22 protein-coding genes are annotated in these 20,192 nt (G+C 36.2%); 1 reads left to right on the top strand and 21 read right to left on the bottom strand.

The window, feature by feature from the left end:
• Positions 1 to 143 precede the first annotated feature (143 nt).
• Positions 144 to 284, top strand: a complete 141-nt coding sequence (locus NYE73_RS11780) for a hypothetical protein (RefSeq protein WP_216486319.1) — start codon at positions 144 to 146, stop codon at positions 282 to 284.
• 656 nt (positions 285 to 940) lie between these two features.
• Here the strand turns inward: NYE73_RS11780 and mobP2 are convergent.
• The 21 genes from mobP2 to NYE73_RS11675 all read right to left on the bottom strand — a co-directional run bounded on the left by mobP2 (position 941) and on the right by NYE73_RS11675 (position 20,191).
• A complete protein-coding gene (gene mobP2 / locus NYE73_RS11775; RefSeq protein ID WP_259950629.1) occupies positions 941 to 2,173 on the bottom strand; it encodes a MobP2 family relaxase in 1,233 nt (410 codons plus the stop codon).
• A 19-nt stretch (positions 2,174 to 2,192) separates the two neighbouring features.
• Positions 2,193 to 2,654 (bottom strand): hypothetical protein, encoded by a 462-nt coding sequence (locus NYE73_RS11770; protein ID WP_259950627.1) that lies wholly within the window; start codon positions 2,652 to 2,654, stop codon positions 2,193 to 2,195.
• 1 nt (position 2,655) lies between these two features.
• The gene (locus NYE73_RS11765) at positions 2,656 to 2,982 is read right to left on the bottom strand and encodes a hypothetical protein (protein ID WP_259950626.1); all 327 of its coding nucleotides are present in this window, start codon (positions 2,980 to 2,982) and stop codon (positions 2,656 to 2,658) included.
• Positions 2,982 to 3,275 carry a hypothetical protein gene (locus NYE73_RS11760; RefSeq protein ID WP_259950625.1) on the bottom strand — a complete coding sequence of 98 codons (294 nt, stop codon included), beginning with the start codon at positions 3,273 to 3,275 and terminating at the stop codon, positions 2,982 to 2,984. The genes NYE73_RS11765 and NYE73_RS11760 overlap by 1 nt, the downstream gene beginning before the upstream one ends.
• A gap of 274 nt (positions 3,276 to 3,549) precedes the next feature.
• Positions 3,550 to 4,467 carry a hypothetical protein gene (locus tag NYE73_RS11755; RefSeq protein ID WP_066036881.1) on the bottom strand — a complete coding sequence of 306 codons (918 nt, stop codon included), beginning with the start codon at positions 4,465 to 4,467 and terminating at the stop codon, positions 3,550 to 3,552.
• Between the two features lie 16 nt (positions 4,468 to 4,483).
• On the bottom strand, positions 4,484 to 5,524 hold the full coding sequence (locus tag NYE73_RS11750; protein WP_259950624.1) for a C40 family peptidase: 1,041 nt from the start codon (positions 5,522 to 5,524) through the stop codon (positions 4,484 to 4,486).
• Positions 5,521 to 6,126: a hypothetical protein gene (locus NYE73_RS11745; RefSeq protein WP_066036882.1), complete on the bottom strand. Its 606-nt coding sequence runs from the start codon at positions 6,124 to 6,126 to the stop codon at positions 5,521 to 5,523. The genes NYE73_RS11750 and NYE73_RS11745 overlap by 4 nt, the downstream gene beginning before the upstream one ends.
• Before the next feature lies 1 nt (position 6,127).
• Entirely contained in the window at positions 6,128 to 8,086 is a 1,959-nt protein-coding gene (locus NYE73_RS11740; protein WP_259950623.1) for a VirB4 family type IV secretion system protein, read from the bottom strand.
• Positions 8,087 to 8,108: 22 nt separating this feature from the next.
• Positions 8,109 to 8,750, bottom strand: coding sequence for a hypothetical protein (locus NYE73_RS11735; RefSeq protein WP_216486337.1), 642 nt, complete (start codon positions 8,748 to 8,750; stop codon positions 8,109 to 8,111).
• Positions 8,743 to 9,066 (bottom strand): DUF5592 family protein, encoded by a 324-nt coding sequence (locus NYE73_RS11730; protein ID WP_004233211.1) that lies wholly within the window; start codon positions 9,064 to 9,066, stop codon positions 8,743 to 8,745. Before NYE73_RS11730 ends, NYE73_RS11735 begins: the two co-directional genes overlap by 8 nt.
• Complete coding sequence (locus NYE73_RS11725; RefSeq protein WP_259950622.1) at positions 9,066 to 11,840, bottom strand: pLS20_p028 family conjugation system transmembrane protein; 2,775 nt, start codon at positions 11,838 to 11,840, stop codon at positions 9,066 to 9,068. Before NYE73_RS11725 ends, NYE73_RS11730 begins: the two co-directional genes overlap by 1 nt.
• Before the next feature lie 186 nt (positions 11,841 to 12,026).
• Positions 12,027 to 14,078 (bottom strand): hypothetical protein, encoded by a 2,052-nt coding sequence (locus NYE73_RS11720; RefSeq protein ID WP_259950620.1) that lies wholly within the window; start codon positions 14,076 to 14,078, stop codon positions 12,027 to 12,029.
• A 67-nt stretch (positions 14,079 to 14,145) separates the two neighbouring features.
• Entirely contained in the window at positions 14,146 to 15,255 is a 1,110-nt protein-coding gene (locus NYE73_RS11715; RefSeq protein ID WP_216486345.1) for an S-layer homology domain-containing protein, read from the bottom strand.
• A 197-nt stretch (positions 15,256 to 15,452) separates the two neighbouring features.
• On the bottom strand, positions 15,453 to 15,686 hold the full coding sequence (locus NYE73_RS11710; protein WP_004230943.1) for a hypothetical protein: 234 nt from the start codon (positions 15,684 to 15,686) through the stop codon (positions 15,453 to 15,455).
• 13 nt (positions 15,687 to 15,699) lie between these two features.
• A complete protein-coding gene (locus tag NYE73_RS11705; protein ID WP_004230941.1) occupies positions 15,700 to 16,599 on the bottom strand; it encodes a zeta toxin family protein in 900 nt (299 codons plus the stop codon).
• Positions 16,596 to 16,871, bottom strand: coding sequence for a hypothetical protein (locus NYE73_RS11700; protein ID WP_004230939.1), 276 nt, complete (start codon positions 16,869 to 16,871; stop codon positions 16,596 to 16,598). The genes NYE73_RS11705 and NYE73_RS11700 overlap by 4 nt, the downstream gene beginning before the upstream one ends.
• Before the next feature lie 99 nt (positions 16,872 to 16,970).
• Positions 16,971 to 17,270, bottom strand: coding sequence for a hypothetical protein (locus tag NYE73_RS11695; RefSeq protein ID WP_004230937.1), 300 nt, complete (start codon positions 17,268 to 17,270; stop codon positions 16,971 to 16,973).
• Positions 17,271 to 17,330: 60 nt separating this feature from the next.
• Positions 17,331 to 18,071 (bottom strand): type II secretion system F family protein, encoded by a 741-nt coding sequence (locus tag NYE73_RS11690; RefSeq protein ID WP_004230936.1) that lies wholly within the window; start codon positions 18,069 to 18,071, stop codon positions 17,331 to 17,333.
• A 6-nt stretch (positions 18,072 to 18,077) separates the two neighbouring features.
• Positions 18,078 to 19,205, bottom strand: coding sequence for an ATPase, T2SS/T4P/T4SS family (locus tag NYE73_RS11685; RefSeq protein WP_004230935.1), 1,128 nt, complete (start codon positions 19,203 to 19,205; stop codon positions 18,078 to 18,080).
• A gap of 3 nt (positions 19,206 to 19,208) precedes the next feature.
• Entirely contained in the window at positions 19,209 to 19,448 is a 240-nt protein-coding gene (locus NYE73_RS11680) for a YdbC family protein (RefSeq protein WP_004230933.1), read from the bottom strand.
• Positions 19,449 to 19,483: 35 nt separating this feature from the next.
• Positions 19,484 to 20,191 carry a flagellar assembly protein FlaJ gene (locus tag NYE73_RS11675; RefSeq protein WP_259950618.1) on the bottom strand — a complete coding sequence of 236 codons (708 nt, stop codon included), beginning with the start codon at positions 20,189 to 20,191 and terminating at the stop codon, positions 19,484 to 19,486.
• Between the last annotated feature and the right edge of the window lies 1 nt (position 20,192).

The raw sequence follows: 20,192 nt of genomic DNA, 5'->3' as shown, positions 1-20,192 counted from the left end.
CCAAATTTCCTACAGAAAAAAAGTAAAGGATAACATTGGGGGATTTCTATTTAATTAGGGCATTCACCTTTTTGCTATTATGCTCACAATCAAAAATGTACTTGCAATCCATGTAAATGCATTGCAAGTACGGGATGAATTCAATGTTGTCTGCAGAAATTGGTCAACATACTGATATAGTTCGCATTGAAAGAATGGGCTTCCCTGTGAATTGGGAAGAATGCCTACATTCCCATATGTATTGTGATCGTAAAATAGTAGAAGTTGCCATGACCAAAGCTTAGTGGAAGCCCATGCGTAAAAAAAGCAAGGGCTTCATTTAATATTTACTTTATTTTTAAGAATACATTCTTGTATCAAAAAAGCACCTTAAAAGTCTTATTTATTTCAACTTTGAAGGTGCTTTAAATTGGACTTGGTTTCTTAGTGACCTATGTGTCTTTTACTTCAATGTATTCAAATGTTATTCTTTCTCCGTTATAAACAACACTGAATAATCATTTCAATTTTCTACACAAATGCTACGAATTAACTTATTTTTCTTAATTTGAATTAGGGATATTGTATCTGAAAATTCAGTTTTCCGTTTTATTGGTCTACCTAAAATTTTTCGATATTCATAAGGTCTGAAAGGTGTCGTAAATCCTCGAAAAAATCTTCATTCCCTCCATTATTTACAATAATAATTTGGCGTTCATTTATTATAATTATCATTTAGCTTCACCGTTTCGTCTATCTTATTTATTCGAAGCGTGACATGTTGTTCTTTTAACTCTTTGATAAATGCATATACAGTGTTGTCCATTTTTCCCCATCCTTTTTATCCAAGTTTTTTTCAATGCACGACATACACTTTGCCCCTTGATAGGGTTCTTTTAATACATCAAGAACCTTATTGCATAGTTCACACTTAACTTGATAGATCATTTAGCAACCTCCTTTAACGATCATAGCCATCTAACATGCGGTCAAATTCTTCCATGTTTCGTTCTTTTTTAAAGTCGTGGTACGTTTTTCGTAACCGATAATTCAAATTATTTAGTGCCTGATTTAACCCTTTAGAAACCTGTAAATTTTGACGATACATAGGAGCTTGATACTTCCTTTGAGATTTAGATAGTTCATACAATCGTTGATCACTTTCTTTTTGATAGGCTCGCATTTCAGTTAAAACCGCATTACCCATACGTTTTTTCAAATCATCTAGTTTGGTCTGCTTATAGTTTTGATACATGCTGCCCTCACCGTACTTTTCCCTCATGACTTCGACTTCTTCATCCAGTATCCGATGAAGATCTTTCATTTCATTTTTATAATAACGATCTAAATAAATATCAACGATCTGATCAATGTATGGTCTTGCTTCATTAATAGATTGATAGCCGTACCTCCATTGAGATCGATCTTGAGGTAATCGTTGAAGTGCTTTTCGAAATATTTTTTTTGTATGGCGGTGTGTAGATAAGTCGATTCCTTTTTCTTTTTTTAAATTCACACTACCCCGAATCAAATCGGTAATAAGATTGCGTTCCTTTGTGCGGTCCATTATAAGGTTGGCCACTTTCGACTTCATTTTGTCCAGAGAACCTTGTTTACGTTTGGCCCGAACTTGTTCTTCCCATTTACCTGTTTCAAAATTCTTTGTCCATTTTTTAACCCGTGTAGGTATCGGCTCAACTGTCGCTATATGAACATGAAGGTTATCTGTGTTGTAGTGAATAGCTGCAGACCATACCGCACTATCGATCATATTCTCTGCTTTTAACATTTCGTTTACTGCAGCGCGCACAATATTTTTCATTTTCACTTCATTGACCTGTCCACCTTCATCCATTAATCCATACTTTTGTAGCCAAGTGTTATCGAAACTAATCACATCTTGCCAAAGTGGAGAACCATTTTCTTGAGCCTGCTTGAACAAATCTTTTAATGAATTTTTTTGATCAATATTGATAATATCTTCTGTAGATGAAAACAATGCACCTTGCTTGTTTTCATCTCCCATATAGTCCATATACTGATAAAAAACAGAAAAGGAATCATTTTCATCAGTAATAATTTTCTCGTTCACTTTCGCAGCATCACGATCAATATAATTAATAAAATCCTGATATTCATCGCTTGATGGCATAACAAATCTACTTTTTAAAACAACGCCAGGAGAATTATTCATATTTATCTCCCTCTATCCATTAAGAACTTTGATTATCTGGCAACGCTCTTTTTGTTTCCTGATCTATTTTCTTTTGACGATTATGTGCAATACGATTTTTTATTAATTCCTCAGCTTGATTAAAAGGCACTGTTTTTAATCGATCAGTAGAACCTAACTGTTTTGCATCTGTCATAATGAAATAGTGATTCCAAAATTCAAGCATCATCTGAGTATTACGATCAATAACATTCCCTGTTATACGTACTCGTTTTAAGTCTTCTGTAATTGGCTCCAATATACTGTGTAAATGTTTGTGCATCATTACTTCTACTTCTGCTAAAAGGGCTTGATTTTGAGAAGTTTCATGAGCATAAAGAGTCTCAATTAGGTACTCTATAACACCACCAAGAGTTAAATTTTTTTCATTTGCTAACTGTTCGAGCTTTAGTATTGTAGAATCCGTTAACCAGAAGTTTTTTTTCTTTTTCGTAACTGTCACTTTACTTCACTTCCTTTCCTACTAATTCTGTCAGTTGTTGATTTATTTCTTCTGCATCACTATCTAATAGTAGGTACAACATCGATTCAATTTGCAGCACATGTTTATATAGTTCACTTTGTTGTAATAAATATTGCTCCATCTGTGTTTGAGAAGCTGTTACAACTTTTTCAAAGCGATCTCGTTCCTCAATGAACACATCATAATAAGCTATCCGTTCAAGCAAAGATTTTAAATAAACCTGGCGTGACACTTTTGCTTTTTTAGCAGCTTTATCAATTTTATCTATTGCTAATTCATCGACATCTCGAATTAATATAGCACCCATTATTCGTTCACCTCTTGCCCAAAAACTTTTTGCACTTCTTGGTTTAAAATGCCCTCAATTGAAATCAGTTTCTTCAGCAACTCTTCATTCGATTTTGCAAAAGTCCCAAACACTTCTATATGCATCCCCAGCATTTCTTCGAAGCGATTTTTTTCTTCTTGAAATAAATTTGGAGTCGTTATTCGTTTCAAGTGAAGATTAATAAAATCATTTTGTGTCATCTTCTTTTTTTTGGCCATGCTTGTTATTTTTTTCTTTAATGCTGGATCAACCCGTGCCTTTATTTCGGCCATTGTACAATCTCTCCTTTACTTCAAAGTCGCTAGGGCGTTGAGCGTTTCGTCTCTAAAAGAGGCGAAACTGAAAATAGCCTGCGAACGCAGGCTATTGAGTGAAAGAGCATAAGGGAAATCTGCTATCACTTGGGGTGATAGACTAGGCAGAGCCTAGTATTTCGGTGTCCCCATAAAAAAGAGCAATTCTTCCTGTTTTCTTCCTGATATTTCTTACGTTCTTCCTGTTTTCTTCCTAGCTTTTTTTCTAAAATCAATCCATTTACTACTAGTATTATTCGACTTCAACTACATTCTTTTTCATTTCATCGGACCCAATCATGTCAATTTTTTCTTGCAACTTCTTTCGTTTATTTTGTAATTCTATTAGTCGATTTTGATAGTCTTTTTTCTTCTCATTGACGTTTTCAATGGCTGTTTTTTTCTTTACAAGTTGTAGACGTACTTCTTGTTTTTCGTCTTCCGTCTTATAGGCAAGCTCACTTTCTAGATGCTTCATTTCGTTTTGTATTGAAGCAATAATGTCATCTTGTAAGGGAATCTGTTCTCCTTCCAACGTACGAATCTTCTTATCAATTTGGTCAATTTCAAGCGCAATAAATTCTTCTTGATAGGCGAACTGTGTCTTTTCTTTCAAGGTTTTATCCTCACTTATTTTTCGATAATCGCCAACAATAATTTTTTCTTTTGGCTGTGGTAAATCTAAAACAGCTGATGGATCGACAGCGCCTTTTTCAGCCAACAGTTTGTCCCTTGCCTCACTTTCAAGTATTTTTTGATCACGAATTTCCTTAACAAATAAACCAATAACAGAATACTCTTCAGGCACTTTTGAAATATGAAGAACGTACTGATTATCTTTTTGATAGATAATTTTCACAGGGTATGACTCCAATGATTTCGACGCTTTGGCCGCAAATGCAAATGTAGGTTTTACGTTATCTGAACCTGTGTGTCGTGTTTCCAGCAATACTTCCATGAACCCTTTTTCGGGATTATAGTGCCATTTTTTTAAGATTAATGTCGTTTGTTCTAAACCTACTATGTCTTTATTAAAAGGTGTTTGTTTAATTGGATTATCATCATACATCCACAACTTGGATGTGAAGATAATCAAAAAACTAATGATGAGAAACGACATCAGACTTACATAAAATTTATTTTCTAAGCCTTTATTTATTTTTAATTTCACAAGTTAACGCCCTCCTTTATTCAGAGAAATCGGCCACTCTTCCATAACCCACAATGACAGATCCCCAATAACCTGTTAACGCGTCATCATAACGCACGCCATCGTTTTGCGAGTTAAACATTTTTCCGTTTCCTACATACATACCAACATGTGTAACTGGTGCGTAATTAGCACTTTTAAAGAAAATTAAATCGCCTGGTTGCAATTGATCCCGTGTTATTGGTTGAGCAAATTTGTATTGTGTATAGGCTGTACGTGGAAGTTGGATGCCTGCTTTTGCGTAAGACCATTGCATTAATCCTGAACAATCAAAGCCCATATTTGGATTGTAGCCACCCCAAACATAGGACCAGCCTTCGTACTTTAACATCTCGTTTAAAATCGTTTTAAAAGCTTCATTTCCAACAATTTGAGAACCCATAGGCGAACAATTCATCGTTAATCCACCCAACTCACTAGCAAATTTCGTGACCGTTGGTACCCAATGTGCATTTAATCCGTTCGGATCATTTGCTGCCCCGATGGGTGCATAAACGCTCCCTAATGACTCAATTGTTGAGAGTCCGTCATCAATAATTCGACGCTTTAAATTCGCCATTGTGTATGACAACCCTTCCTCTAATGAGGAAAAATGCATCAACTTGGACCAACCTGTAGCTGGGTCCATGATGCCTCCTGGATTGTTTTTATTTACAACCGCATTGGATGTACCTCGCCCTGTTTCATGAAAAGCAATCGCTGCAGCCAATACAGGATCAATGCCATTTAATCGTGCAAGTTCAATAAATAAATCTCCTTTTCCAGTGAAAGCCCCTGCATTTGAAAAGGCTGCATTCCAGCTTACTTCATCGATTTCTCCTGTCACTGAACAAGCTGATAAACCATTTCCTCCAATAGAATGATTGTTTGTTGAGCCTCCTACTGCACCTATTATCATGATGATGGCCAACAAAATGACAGCTACAATCGCAAAGAACGAAAACCCTAACGACCCTGCAATCCATACCAAAATCTTTTTACTAATCTGCTGTCCAATAAAATTAATGAGTTGCTTCATACACGACTCAACTCTTTTACAAACCATTCTCCCGACTCAGAAAGTGTCAAAGATATTTTATACATGTTGGATTGTTCTCTAACTTTTTTACCTGCAGACAGCACATCCCATGTGGCATAGACCATGAATTGTATATCTTGATCTCCTGAAGCCTTTGTAGGAGAAACATCAAGTGACTGGACTTTCCTTGTTAGTTGATCCTTTGGAGCCATTACTTCATTTTGCACAACAATTAAAAAAGGAGCTGTAGAAATTTCCTTCCACATCTCCATATCTGTATTATTTTCTAACCAAGCTTGCATAACTTTTTCCGCTAATTTCTCTGCTGCCTGTACCTTATCTTCACCGAATTTAGCCCCATACTCAGCGTCATAATCAATTTCAGTATTCCCTACAGGTATTTGTTGATCTTTATCGGTTTCCGTCTCTGAGTCTGTTCTTTCTTCCTCTACTGGTTCTGTGTAGCTGTATTCATTTTCTCCCTCAAAGCCTGTATCATCTTTATTTTTACCATCATAGAAGAACATTTTTATCATGAAACCTAACATGACCAAACCAATGAATAGTACCAAGATTAATTTTGACATTGTAGAACGTTCCACGTTACATTCCCCCTCTAAACATTGCCAACTCTTCTTCTGATGCTTCTACGCTGAACATTAAATTCCCTACTCCATTAATAGACAATAGACAATCTCCTTGTTGGAACTGCGGTATTTGAGCCAATTCGCTTTCGCTGATTTGTCCCTCAAAAATCGTTCGCATAGCATCTAATGTATTGGCGTCTTGTCCCATGATAAATTTGTACTGTGTTAATTCAAATAAAGTACGAATCTTTGTCACAACTTCCGAATCTGCATGGTCAGGTACATAATCTCGAATGGATTGACTAGCTAATACAATTCCACCAAAATACTTACGGGCTTCTCGTTCATAATCGATTAAATAGTCCACAGCTAAAAGATTATTGGCATTGATAAAACGATGAGATTCATCGATAACCAGGAAAAACCGAATAACATCCTCTTCATTGAAATTACTATCTTCATAAATTGCTCGCATTTGAGGTGTACCAATTTGAATAAGATTATCCCATATCAACGTTAATGCACTATACATTTGGGCATTAAATATATTTTTCTCTAACCTTGTTAGATTACGGACAGAAAAGAAAATCACTTGTTCATCTGTAAAAGCTGGAATGGATGTGTGTCCATCGAATAAATGACCATAACTGTGTACTAAATTATCAATTACTAATTCAATTTTTTCTAGACGATTGGCTCTAGTCATAGACAACTCTTTACGAATAATACGTTGCGGTAAATCCTCATATAATTCATTCCGCACATACTGTAAAAATTCACTGAATGTCGGATATTCTTCATTCGCTAACTGGGTTACACCCGTACTTTGAATCCGTTCTTGAAAACCTAAAGATACATAAAACAAACGTAATACTTTTTTAAATTCTTCTAAGTCTTCCGTTGAAGGATTATTCGTTAAAAATTGATAGAAGGTTGTAACTTTAGAAAGGTGCTGCATAAAGCTAAGTTCTTCACTTTTTTGATCTGTGCCGTCTGAAATACGATAAATTTGCAAAGGATTTATGATACCTTGACTGCCATCTAAACTAATTAATTGGCCATTCAAAGATTCTTCTACTAACGTGGCAAATTCGCCTGTTACATCAAAACCCCGTATCACATTACTACGACAAGCATTATCTGTTGTCAGCTTTTTCAGCAGTGTCGATTTTCCTTTCCCCATCGTTCCAGCAACAACGGCATTAAAAAATGTACGCTGTTTGTCTCGATGAAACAGATCAAAAATAACATTACCACCACTAAATGTCGTGCCTAAATAACTGCCTGTGGGATCGTTAAGCTCTGAAAAATGAAAAGGCAAACCTGCAGCTAATGAAAGCGCTGGTATGCCTTTACTTTCTCTTTTATTTGGAAATGTTTGTTGCTCTTGATAAGGAACAAAAAGGGACTGCCATTCCCAACTACTTTCATTAAGAAATATCGTTCCCTTATATCCATAACTAATTAAATCCGTTTCAACTGCTTGTACTTTTTGTTCCAGCTCATGAATCGTTTTTGCATGTACAAATAAACGAATGTCGACAAGCTTTACGACCTCACCCATTTGTGAAATTTCCTGATAAAGTCTTTCTAACTCTTGATAACTATTTTGAGCATCCATTTTTTCAGATTGATGTTTACCACTTGAATAACGTACGGTCTGCTCTAACATACTTTTATTAATCGCACTAACGGTTTCATCTTTAGGCATTGTGGCATTATCCATCGTTACAATGACATCACGCATGGAGAATATTTTTTCTAACCATAGTTTTGATACATTCGTTGGATAGTCCCATATGTGAATACAGGCCTCATAACCGTCTCCTTTTTGAATGTATTTATCTTTAAATTGAATACCGCCTTGCGGTTGTATAGCAGCTAAAAAAGTGGGATTATACACTTTCTCTTGTTTCTCCTCTTGCTTCATTTTATCTGGCTGCTTCATCTTCGTAAGAGAGTCTAATAGCTTCATTGTTAAACATCCCCTCCTCTACTTATAATTTAGAATTTTGATTAGACATCATAAATAAAATGTCTTGCTTCTTTTCTTTTGTTAAAGCTTGCAAAGGGAATGATTGTCGCATCCCTCGCACTACTTGTTTTTTTTCATCCTCTAAAGTCTGAGTTGACTTCGCATAGATAAACAAGAAAAATTCACGGTTTGTCCGTTCGCGTTCTAAAAACTCTAACTCAAATAACTTTCTGTTGATAAAACGTAAACGTAATGGATCTGTCGTTTTCTCTTTTTTTCTTTCCCAATACAGCCTTTGCTTTTCTGTATTGGCTGGAAAGTTTAACCCTACAACTTTGTGCTGAGATGAAAAACTACGATAAAAGCGTGCATTTTCTAAAAGTTTTACTGTTATATCGTTATCCGTTAGTGAGTGTAAATCACTAGGCATAATTTGAAAGATGTCCATAAAGTACCCTTTTTTCATCACAATGTACTCGTCAGTTATATCGATAAATGGCATAATCATAGGCGTCTTCCGTAAAACATGAGATTTTCTTTCAACCTTCTTTTTTGCCTTTTTATTCTTTAGAAAAAAAGGATACTTTTTAAGGAAGCTTTTTTTAGACACTTTTTCCTCGGTATAAGAAGGGACAATAATTGGCTTGATTTCCTCTTTATTCACGATGATCCCCCTCTCCATATAAATAATCATTCATAATTTTTTTGACATCTAATGCATGATAAGTGTATTTATTACGCTTGAAATATAAATACAATGACATGTAATTTTTGAGTCGAGGGTTATTCCTAGAAGGCAATACCATCCAAAACAAGGTACCACTTGCCATCAATATATAAGGAATAAACAAAATACCATGTACTAAATCTTTTAATACGGTGAAAAACAGAAAGAAGCTAACCAACAAAATGATTAACTCCTTTACTTCTAAACCAACAATTTTAGGCTTTGCCTTAATTTCTTTTGGAATGTCATACATTATTCTTGGTCACTCCCTTGTCTTTTTCCTTTTCCTATATTATTGGTCATACGACGAATATTTTGACCAAGTGTAAAACCACTATTACCAGCACGTGTCACGCTTTCTTTCAGTTGTTGTACAGATGGATTACCACCAAGAATGGTATTTGTATGCACCACCTGTTTATGTCCATATGTTTTAGGATCAATGGTAGTTGACTTTTGATTAGGCTGAACAATACCACCTTGTCCTCCTACAGTCGAAACAACTGGTCCTTGCTGTACAACGTTTGATCCTCCTGTTGGTTGACTAACTACTTGTGCCTGTGTCGAATTTTGCGGTGCAACATGTTGGACATTTCCTGAAGCACCTTGTTGAACTACTCCACTAGTAACAGTTTGATGCCCATTTCCTATAACCGTTGGAGCTGTCACTCCTGGTGTATTTGGTTGTGGTGCAACTCCTACAGATGGGATTGTTTCATTTGTTTGACGTTTGTTCGAACCTGTCGATACATTTCCTGTACTTGATGGTGTTATTACTCCTGATGTGCCTGCCTGTTGTGTAACCCTTCCAGGTGGGATTACTTCACTTGCTTGTCGGACGTTCGACCTCATTGGAACATTTCCTGTATTTGCTGAACTTGTCATGCCTGGTGTACTTGACTGTGTTGAGATCCCTTCAGACGGGATTGCTTCACTTGTTTGACGAACGTTTGGACCTCCTGTTGGAATAGTTGCTGCTGTATCTACTTGTCTTGTCACGCCTGATGTACTTGGCTGTGTTGAGATCCCTTCAGACGGGATTGCTTCACTTGTTTGACGAACGTTTGGACCTCCTGTTGGAATAGTTGCTGCTGTATCTACTTGTCTTGTCACGCCTGGTGTACTTGACTGTGTTGAGATCCCTTCAGACGGGATTGTTTCACTAGATGGAATTGGCTCATGTTCTTGTCGCTGAATTGGTCCCTGGTGCATGTCGCCATCATGACCAGTTACACTTTGTATTGAAGAATCAACACTAGGACTTCCTGATATAGGTTGACTTTCTTGACGTTGCATAGCACCCCGTTGTGAAACATCACTTGTGCTTGTATTTGTTGGTGGTTTAGCTGGTGTTGTTACTGTCTTTGGTTGGATTGGTGGACTTCCTTTTTCCTTTCCACCTTGACTTGGTATTTGACCAGGTTGAACACTTCCCATACTGCCTGGCATACCCACTTGGTTACTGTTATCACTAGATGGAATTGGCTCATAATCTTGTGAAGTTGCAGCTATCTGATCATGTGCATTCAATCCATCACTTTCAACCGATGACGGGATAGAATCTGAAGTACCCCCCATAGTAGCATTTGAATGCTGTTCATCTGATTTTGGCATGGTTTTTACATCGCCACTACCAGGTATCGCTGGCACAGAAGTACGTTTTCCTACCTCTGACGGTGTTTCTGTACGCATTCCTTCGACAGTTCTCTTCGCCATATTTGCGCCACCTGCTACAGTAGCAGCACCTTTTTGAGCTACGTTTTTAAGCGCCTGTGCGCCAGCTGTCAATGCTTTACCTCCTGCATAAGCTCCCATCATCGCTTGCCATCCATTTCGTAAACCTGCATCAATACCAAGCATACGTTGAACAATATCAGGAGCATCAATCAATGCCCAAGCCCCAGCAATCATGAGTATGACGACACCAAACATCCCAATATCCGTCTTTAATCCGTTTGCCCAATTAACAAACAAAACGAATAGTTGGAGGAGGCCCGTCATTATAAAGATCACGACAAAAGTATTGACCATTTCCACCAATACTTTTTTTGTCCGTTGTCCACCTGTAAGGTCACTCGCTGCAATGAACATACCAAAAATTTGATGGAACGCTAGATCAAAAATAGCACGGCCAATTTTTAGAACTGTGATACCTAACGCAATAGACGTTACCAGTAAGGACACAATTAAAGACAGCCAATTGACATGATAACGATAATAAGTTTCTCGACCTATTTTCGTCATAGGGACCGCATTATCTTGTAATTCTTCGACTTGATAACTGTCGCCAACACCTGTCGGAACTGATTTCGTTTTTAAAACCTCTTTTGACTCATCACTTAATTGCTTTACCCAATCTTCTTTAAAAAGCCAGCCATCATCTTCATGCAAATCAAGCTTTTGTAAAAAGGGGATGTGCAAGGCTGATGAATCCGAAAAACGATTTGCATAGGTATAATCTGTAGTTCCTATGGAACTATTTTCTTTACTTGCAGGTCTTGGAGGTGAACTTTCATCCCCACGTGTACTACTGGCAAATTGAAAATCATGTTCGGCATAATACAAAACGTCAGCCACATTACTTTTGATCATATTACTAGCAAGCGTCTCATTTTCAGGATTCATTTGTTCAATTCCGACACCAATAATCTTCTGCATATTAGACATTAAATCTGGAATGATGACGATAAAACATACGGCCATCACAATATTCAGTAGAATTTCATTCCGTTTTTCCACTTTATTTAACATAAATTGAAAGCCCAGAACCACAAGAGCTATAAAGAATACAATCCATATTAATGGTCTTGCTTTATCCATAAACTCTCCCATTGCGCCCGTAGCATAAAAGTCATTCAGTGTAATAATTTTGGTCACGATGTCTTCTAATAATTGATTCAACCAGCTTAATGTGTAGATAATGCCACTTCCAAGCGCCCTAAACACATCTTGCCAAAGAAAGCCATCACTCACATGCAAAATGGATTCCAGTATCTTATGTTTCTCGATAATTTCATTATCTTCCATTAACGAATCCTCCCTTCTTATTTTTTACATTCAAACTTTTTAATAGAAAAAGGACTCACCATTTGTGGTGAATCCTTATCTATTTGACTAATTATCTTGAAAATCGGCCATACGACATATCTTGCACAAAAATATGAAATAACAAAGACTAGGATAGGAATGATTATCAGATAAATCATAGTCATTTTATCGCGCGCCTCTTATTTCTCTTACTTTATCAGGGAAAGTCCGATCCACAAATCGGAAGTTATGAATTTTGTTATTAGAGTGTTGTCTTTCAGCTTTAGCAAGTTTTTTCACTTGTTCATGCGTTAACTCCACCGTCTCAAATACAGTCACAGGCACTCTTGATTCTGGCTGCTCAATAATCCAGGCATCATCATACCCCGAACCAAATAAGAAATGTTCAAAGCTAAAGGATTGATCAAATGTAAAGCTCAGATCGCTTAATCCCATATCCACTAACTCTAATTGATTTTTGTACGTTTCATTCGGCATTAATTGAGAGTACGGTGTAATTGGTAAAGAATAACGTTGTAAGTGAGGAAGATCCTCTTCTGAACTTGTAAAGACCCATTCATCCTCAAATGGCACGTTTGTGTATTGAACAAAGTCTGCTTCCCCTTTAGCTGCACCCTCTTGTATTACTTGCGCGAAACTCGGTAGTGCTTGATCATTATTAATCGCTTGCTTCACCTTTTCCGCATAGTTATAGCCCGACATAAAGCCTGTTCCAGAGGCCGTGAAAAACAAATCAGAAACAAATTCCCCTTCGAACTGCCGTTGATCACCTTTCATCCCCATATCTTTCATTACTTTTTGTTGAAGCTGTACGCCATCCTCAAACTCAGCTTGTAGGCTTTCGTCTAATTCAGCTGCTTTATAAGTACCCGAACTTTGTGTTTTCATAAGTGGATAAAAGTCACCGTCTTTATGTTTACCTGAAGGTAGCTCTACGCTATACAATAATTTTCCTGGTGTCATAGGCAAAGTAGTTTGTGTTTTTAAATTTATCTCATCCTGCCATTCATTCCCTTCAGCACGATGATATTGTTCATAATACGCTTTTGATTCTTTCGATGGACCATACTTATCTTCTCTACCAACGACCCATTTTTTCACTAAAACACCATCTAATTTATCCGATTTTTCGGCTTTCTTTTGTTGATGATCAACTGGAATTGAACCACCTAATTCAAATTTTTGAACGGCTCGCCAATCGGGACGATCATCCCAATGACATTCTCGATCTTCGCCTTTCCCTGTGCAAACCCAACCAATTTCTTTGTTGGTATACTCATATTCAAAGCCATACTGCATGTCCTTGTTTTGGACTTGTTTTGCGTTGATCGTAAATTCAATCGGTCCTTCTTGTTCAACATGTTTCGTGTCAAGATTTACTGTATGTTTAATGTTTCGAACTGCAACATGTTTATCGTATTCTCCCTTAAAGCTACTATAGACAGCTACTTCACTGAGGTCATTTTTATCCGTTCTTTCTAATTCCCAATATGCTCTCCCTAAACCTGTTCCTTGCTTATCTTCTGGCTCTTTCCACTCAACATCAAAAGTTGTTGTGACAAAGAAATCATTATTTCTATAAAAATAAGCCTTTTCTCCATTCTGGCAATGACTATCAGTATAGGTAGTGTCTTTATAATAAATCGAATAGCGACCTGTTGTACCGTTTACTCGTCGGTTATAGTCCCCTATATCTCCTGTAAGGAAACGAGCAGGAATGGGTGTTGTGTCGTCATAATAGAATACAGCGCCTGCAGCTTCTGCTAGTTCGTACATCTCTTCTCCATACTTTTCAACGATCTCTTTTTTAACTTCAGCAGGCTGATGTGGAACATGGCTATCTTCTGTGCTGTAGTCTTCCTTTTGTCTCCAACCTGACACTGTATGAACATCCCATATAGGGTTCCCATAGTAGTCATAACCAGCAATGTAATCTGTATCTGTTCTTACGCACTCATATTTAATAGCTCCCCATCCTGTACGGTGTGGGTGCGTTTTTCCTTTACTATCCACCATCTGATGAATTTCTTCAGGATCAGTGGGTTCTATTCCAAACCCTTCTCCAACAGTATCAGGAAACTTCACTGTAAGAGTTATAGTGTCCTTAATGGGGGCTGTGGTAGCAGCAGCCACTTCTAGGGGCTTATTACCTTCAAAGTTAAAGATAGAAAATAATAAAATAATTAAGCAAAAAATAGAAATAACCCGTTTTAACACGTATATTCACCCTTTCTCCATACAAAAAAGACCTTTAAAATAAAGGTCTTTGAAATTTGATATTTTATTACCGAGCTTGATCTGTTCCAGATTCATAAATCATTCCGTTTTGATAATTAAAGTACATTGCAAAGGTTCCACCATCATAAACCTCTCCTGTTTTAATCACTTGATTAATAATGGAGACGTATTCCTCGTAAGTTACACCAGCATATTCGGCATTGAAACGTAATTTTTCTTCAAATGTAAATGAAGAAGAATTCCAAGATTTGGACTCTATATTAAAACTCCCCTTACCTCTATGTCCATTTTCTATGATAAGCTCTTTTAAAATTTCAGCATTCTTCTTCTCATGTTCACCTGCTACATAGCCAGCTGGACGAGGGATTTTTGTTTTAATATCCTGATAGCTCCAATCGCTATACTTAACTGGACTCTTAGTTGTTGGTTTAGGATCAGGTTTTGGTTCTGGCGTTGGTTTCGGTGTTGGTGTTGGAATTGGCTCTGCTACGAAATCAGCATCTATATTCATAGCACGGTGCATGAAAAGGACATAGTGAACACGCGTTAAAGAACCATTCAATTTAAACGTATAGTCCTCATAACCTGTCGTTACGCCATTTGAATATAATGCTTTCACGTATTCCTCATATTTTGAACCTTTTACATCCCCAAACACATAATCTGCCTTCACTTCAAGATTGAAAGCTACAGCAATAATTTTCGCCATTTCCCCACGTGTCAAAGGCTTATTCGGGTTTACATTGCCCTGGCTGTCTAATTCTAAAAGCCCTGCCTCTACTAAGTCCTTGATGTCATTGTAAAAAGGACTATCTGTACGTAGATCCTTTGGCTGCTTAAAATCCTTTGTTTTTTCAAGTGTTAAATCATTGATTTTCAGCGCACGGCTAACTAATGCAGCAGCGTGTTGACGGCTGATTGTTGTATCTGGACGGAAAGTACCGTCTTCATAGCCTTGAATGATCCCAGCATCTCGCATTTCATGAATAATTTTATAGTATGGAGAATTTACTTTTACATCTTTGAAAGGATTATTGGCCAATACTACAGTTCCTTTTGTTCCTGCAGCCTCAGCATAATGAGTCGGAATAGGTGCCACCATCACTGGAACAGCAATAGCAGCTGCTAATGTCGCCATAAATAATTTGTTTCTCATTTCGTTTTCCTCCTTCAACAAATGGTATTTTTTTGCTCAATCTATATTTCAAACCAATAACTATTAAATAGGAAGTTTCTATAACTACATTATACCATATCTGTTAAAATAATCAATTTATTTCCATGAAAAAAGACTCACCATTTTTGGCGAATCCTCTTTTTTTATGTGTACTTTTCTCATAGTTTTAGGCTACCTTAGACTTGTGGCTTCAGAGGTATTTTTGGCTTTTTCTTTAAATCTTTCTCCACTACGTCTTCGAACCACTGGTCAATCGTTTCTTTTTTCCAACCTTTCGTACTTCCTATTCGTACATCGTGTGGAGGAAATTGATTTCTGCCTATTAGAACAGCAATTTTCCGACGATCTCCCCAGCCTACTTTTTCGGTCAATTTTCCAATATCAGTTTGGCTTAAATATACTTTTTCCAATGACATCTCTTCCTTAACGTTCAAAAACCTTATTTTTATTTACTTTATTAAATACTTTGTCTTGTTTCTTCTCATCGTCTTGGAAAGGAGAAATAGGTTGTCGTATCAGTTCCTTCCGCCAATGTAACAGATCTGGCACTTGATGATTGTTGTGTTTAGTCAATTGGATAATATGATCAATTTTATTAATCAATACATCTTTGGGTATTTCTTGATTTAAAGCTTCATAAATAATTTGTTTTGGACTAATAGAAGGCGTATCAACACTAGAATATACTTTTGTTCCTTCTCTTGTGAAAAGACTAATTTCAGCGAAGTAACCACTATTAAAAAGCATATCGAGGTTATCAGGCAAATTTGAAACTATTGTGTCATGGATAACCTTATCAGTTGATCTTGCTGTTTGTGGATCGATTAAATACATTGATTCATATCTCTCTATTGTACCTAGATAAGACAAATCTTTTGATACTGCCATTGCATAAAGGTTGACTTCATAGCCTTTTTCTTTTAAAGATGTAGCAGTCTGCATAGGCGTTTCAATTGTTCGTAAAGTGCCTTCAATAGTTAAATTGAAACCCTGGCTACTAAAATGTTCAATCAAGGCTTCAGTCATTTTGTTAGAAAAGGGCGTAACATGTGCCACATAATCTTTACCGTATTTTTCAACCAGTAAATCAAAATTAGGATGCATTTGTTTAAATGTATCATTATCGATGGTTATAACATCGTTGTTCAATTTATCCTTTATAATAGCATGTAATGTAGTTTTCCCTGCACCTGCTTGTCCCCCTAAAAGATAAGCAACTGGCTTTTGAAAAGGCTTCTTTTTTTTACTTAATCTATCTATGGTAAATTGCAAACGTTCCTGGAACTCATCTTCTGAAAAATAAGCGAGATCAAACTTATTCATGCTGATTTTTCCTTTGTGATTCCTTTAATGTAATCGTTCATATTCTCCCAATAAGACTTAACATTATCTAATTCAACATTTGACATTTTAAATAAGTCTACATTAAGCATTTCTGAGAACTGTTGTAACAGACTAACATAAAAGTTATTACTATCGTTTTTATCAACACCATTTTTCAAGATAAAATTTAGTAATCGTGCATAGACACCATTAGAAAATTCGTTTAATACTTCGATTTTGAAAGTTTGTTCGTAATTTAAAGATTTCTCCATCGTTTTACACCCCTTTGTATATACTTCATTTGATAGTATTAGTATAACCCAATTTGTTGCTAATTACAACAAAACTAATTTTATAATTAAAGTAAATGACTAGGTATGAATGAAGTTGTCTAGCTCATCTTTAGTAATAAACCCAATTTTATAATAAATAATCGCTTCATCTTTACTCATTTGAAATGGGTTTTGCTTATTCATTAAAAATGACTTTGCTGAAAGGAATTGCGACTCGTTTAATACTATTAAAGGTTTATCCCTTGTTGTCATAGGTATTTTTTCAACACTTATTTTAGTAAAATCACTTTTCAACTTATAATAATCAGCGTAACCTCCTTCTTCATCAAAACGGTCAATTGAAATATAAATTTCATGTGTATCAAACGGCAATACCATTGTATAATCCCCTTTTTAAAAGGATTCCCCAAAATTGGCGAATCCCTTTGTTTTATATATTTAGTAGCGAATCGATATATCCATACTTCTTTTCTGTAAAAAGTATAGGTTTAAAAAAGCAAATACTTGTGTTATTAGTAACACGCCTAGACCAGCATAACCAACGTTTAAAAACGTGTCCCATAGTTCCCCAACGATAAAACGCAGCATTAATGAGATCCCCATTACCATGCCTAGCAACATGTACACGGCCATCGCGAAACCTCTACGTTTACGGTATAATTCATCACGTTTCTTTAGCTCAAATATCATGTTTTTATGTATTTGGCTAAATAAGTCACCTGGATTACCGCCATGCTCATATTGAATCTTTAAATTTTGATGAAACTGATCTAAGGTAGGAAAATCATACTTTTCAAACTGTTTTGTATTTAATTGAGCCTCTTTTTCTAACTGTTGAATACTGATTTCAATTGCTTTTTGTATGTCTGGATGGACAGTTGCTTTCGTTTCCTTAAATGCATGAAGCACATTTTCACCTGTTTGTAGAAAGAAGATCATGTTCGTGACATACTTTAATAGCTCACTTAAATGCATTTGATATTTTTTTAATTGGCGATTTTGTACCGTAAAGACAAAAAAGAAAAAGAGAGCACCTATGCAGCCAACAATAATACTAATGGTGCGCTCTTTTGAAATGAGATAGAAAAACTGATAGTTGGCCAAGAACCATATTAGTAAATAAAACGCGATTTCCCAGCCATAGAACAAAACACGAGCTTCTTTTAATAATTGTTTCATGACAGTTTACTGCCTCCCTTTTGGCAAAAATACGTCTGGAACTAAATGAATTAATTCTTTATCTTCTAGTTCCGCCAATGTTTTTTCTGATAAAGGATGATAACGTTGTTCGATACGATATTCACCTGTCTTTTGATCCCTTACTTTCACTTCTCTATACACATAATTTCCTACTGTTCCTTTAGAAGTAAACTCCGTATACTCGGCCAATTCTTTGATTCTTCGAACAGTTTTTCCTTCTTTGGTCCTTGTCCCTTGTAAATAGCAACCCCAACGTAAAAATTCTACGATTTCATTTCCAATTAATTGATCATCAATAATCGCATAAGCTGGTGATTGTCGAATCATCGGAATCAAGCGAGATGGGATATTCATGGCCCCTTTAGCGTGTAAAGTAGAGATAATGGCATGATCGGTTTTAGCACTATCTAATACATCTGCAGCTACTGCACCTCGGATCTCAGCGATAATGGTCCAATCAGGGTTATTTCGAAGTGCTGCTTTCACACCATCGCTCATTTCAAACACACCAGGTATTGTTTTCCAACTTGTAATATCCTTTTCAGGGTATAATGTTTTTATATGACTATCCCGTGTATCTTCAATTAATACAATGTTTGCATCTTCAGCTGTATATCCAACTAACAGTTTTTGAAATTCTGTCTTTCCTGAACCTGTTCGTCCACAAATGATAAGATTACTTTCGGCAAGCGTTAATACTTTAAACAATTGCTCTACGGGCTCATGATCTCCTGTCACTAAAGCAGCTATTGAACTAATCGCTAAATGAGGACGAGAAACACGAATGGCAAGATTAACACCGTCAATGCTAATACGTTGATGTGTGCCGCTGATCCGTAAAATACCGATTTCTGTATCCAATTGTGGCTCAGTGTGCGAAAAATTACCTTTTTGAATATCTGATATTTGTTTCACAAGTCTTTGCACGTCTTCTTTACTTGGCTGGTCTGGCGCTAAATATCGTCCTTTTTCATTATCTTGTATCCTCAATTGTGTTCCATTAAATCTAATATCTGTGATAGTTAATTGTTTCAAATAAGGCCCTAAAAAACTTTGCTCCAATATTTCATTAATTCTTTCTTCTAGACGTTCCTGATCGCTCATTACGTTCATTTTTTATACCTCCATTTGTTCAATAGACAAACATTTTTGCAATCCTTCCAACAATAGTTGGGCTTCTTCCATCGTAAGTGATACGCCTTTTCCTGCTTTTTCTTTTTGAGGAGACCACCACCGTATATCAATAGTAGTTGGTTTATGATACCAACTTACTTTTGACAATTCCCTTGTCCATCCCGTATCAGCAGTTCGCAAAAGGGCAACATTTTCAATAATTTCAAACGTTTCCTTAGACATTCACCACCATCCTCCTTTGTCATATTGTTTAAAGTCTATTTAGGCATGGTATTTAATGCATCTGTCACATTCGTCATGTAGTGCAAGAAAATGACACCAGCAAATCCACCCACTAAAAAAAGCGATATTAGAATTGGAAATAAACCAAATTTATCGCTTGCATTCATCTTATGTTGTATCAATTCATCAACCTTATTTTCCTGAAGGTTTTGGATATATCGCTCTAATTCCTGTATAGATTCCTTTTCTACACCTTGTTCACTAAATTGGTAAATCATATTCATAACCATGTAAGCCTCACTAGAACCTATATAATCCGCAAATTCTAAATAGGCATTTCGATCATTTCCATTCTCGATTTTCTGAATAAGTTTGATCAATTCTTTATCCAATGGATCAGGCGTATATTTCAACGCTACTTTCAATGTTTGATAGACATTTCCTGAACTCGGTAGTAATGCTATGAAGCTCTGCAAAAATTGCGGAAACAAAAAGGAATTTTTTACATCAATATTTTTCTTGGTTGCCAGCAATTTTATATAAGCAAATTTCCATCCTAGATAAAAGCCAGCTGGCAAACCAATTAACAATATTGGTTTTTTAATCACCATAATGATCATTGTATACAGCATGGTTACAACCACAGCGTATAAAATACGATGGATTAGAAATTTCTTTTTATCTTTTCCGAAAAACTCCAAATGAGCGTCAAACAACCGTTCCTTTAACAACTCGTTAAACATC

This window comes from Lysinibacillus sp. FSL K6-0102 (assembly GCF_038003545.1).
Lineage (GTDB): Bacteria > Bacillota > Bacilli > Bacillales_A > Planococcaceae > Lysinibacillus > Lysinibacillus capsici.
This window is presented reverse-complemented; position numbering and strand designations above follow the sequence as displayed.

What these genes read in the sequence shown, in the direction of transcription:
- NYE73_RS11780 (WP_216486319.1), top strand. Translation starts at nt 144, where the DNA reads ATGTTGTCTGCAGAAATTGGTCAACATACTGATATAGTTCGCATTGAA.
- mobP2 (WP_259950629.1), bottom strand. Translation starts at nt 2,173, where the DNA reads ATGAATAATTCTCCTGGCGTTGTTTTAAAAAGTAGATTTGTTATGCCA.
- NYE73_RS11765 (WP_259950626.1), bottom strand. Translation starts at nt 2,982, where the DNA reads ATGGGTGCTATATTAATTCGAGATGTCGATGAATTAGCAATAGATAAA.
- NYE73_RS11760 (WP_259950625.1), bottom strand. Translation starts at nt 3,275, where the DNA reads ATGGCCGAAATAAAGGCACGGGTTGATCCAGCATTAAAGAAAAAAATA.
- NYE73_RS11750 (WP_259950624.1), bottom strand. Translation starts at nt 5,524, where the DNA reads ATGAAGCAACTCATTAATTTTATTGGACAGCAGATTAGTAAAAAGATT.
- NYE73_RS11740 (WP_259950623.1), bottom strand. Translation starts at nt 8,086, where the DNA reads ATGAAGCTATTAGACTCTCTTACGAAGATGAAGCAGCCAGATAAAATG.
- NYE73_RS11730 (WP_004233211.1), bottom strand. Translation starts at nt 9,066, where the DNA reads ATGTATGACATTCCAAAAGAAATTAAGGCAAAGCCTAAAATTGTTGGT.
- NYE73_RS11725 (WP_259950622.1), bottom strand. Translation starts at nt 11,840, where the DNA reads ATGGAAGATAATGAAATTATCGAGAAACATAAGATACTGGAATCCATT.
- NYE73_RS11715 (WP_216486345.1), bottom strand. Translation starts at nt 15,255, where the DNA reads ATGAGAAACAAATTATTTATGGCGACATTAGCAGCTGCTATTGCTGTT.
- NYE73_RS11705 (WP_004230941.1), bottom strand. Translation starts at nt 16,599, where the DNA reads ATGAATAAGTTTGATCTCGCTTATTTTTCAGAAGATGAGTTCCAGGAA.
- NYE73_RS11700 (WP_004230939.1), bottom strand. Translation starts at nt 16,871, where the DNA reads ATGGAGAAATCTTTAAATTACGAACAAACTTTCAAAATCGAAGTATTA.
- NYE73_RS11695 (WP_004230937.1), bottom strand. Translation starts at nt 17,270, where the DNA reads ATGGTATTGCCGTTTGATACACATGAAATTTATATTTCAATTGACCGT.
- NYE73_RS11690 (WP_004230936.1), bottom strand. Translation starts at nt 18,071, where the DNA reads ATGAAACAATTATTAAAAGAAGCTCGTGTTTTGTTCTATGGCTGGGAA.
- NYE73_RS11685 (WP_004230935.1), bottom strand. Translation starts at nt 19,205, where the DNA reads ATGAACGTAATGAGCGATCAGGAACGTCTAGAAGAAAGAATTAATGAA.
- NYE73_RS11680 (WP_004230933.1), bottom strand. Translation starts at nt 19,448, where the DNA reads ATGTCTAAGGAAACGTTTGAAATTATTGAAAATGTTGCCCTTTTGCGA.
- NYE73_RS11675 (WP_259950618.1), bottom strand. Translation starts at nt 20,191, where the DNA reads ATGTTTAACGAGTTGTTAAAGGAACGGTTGTTTGACGCTCATTTGGAG.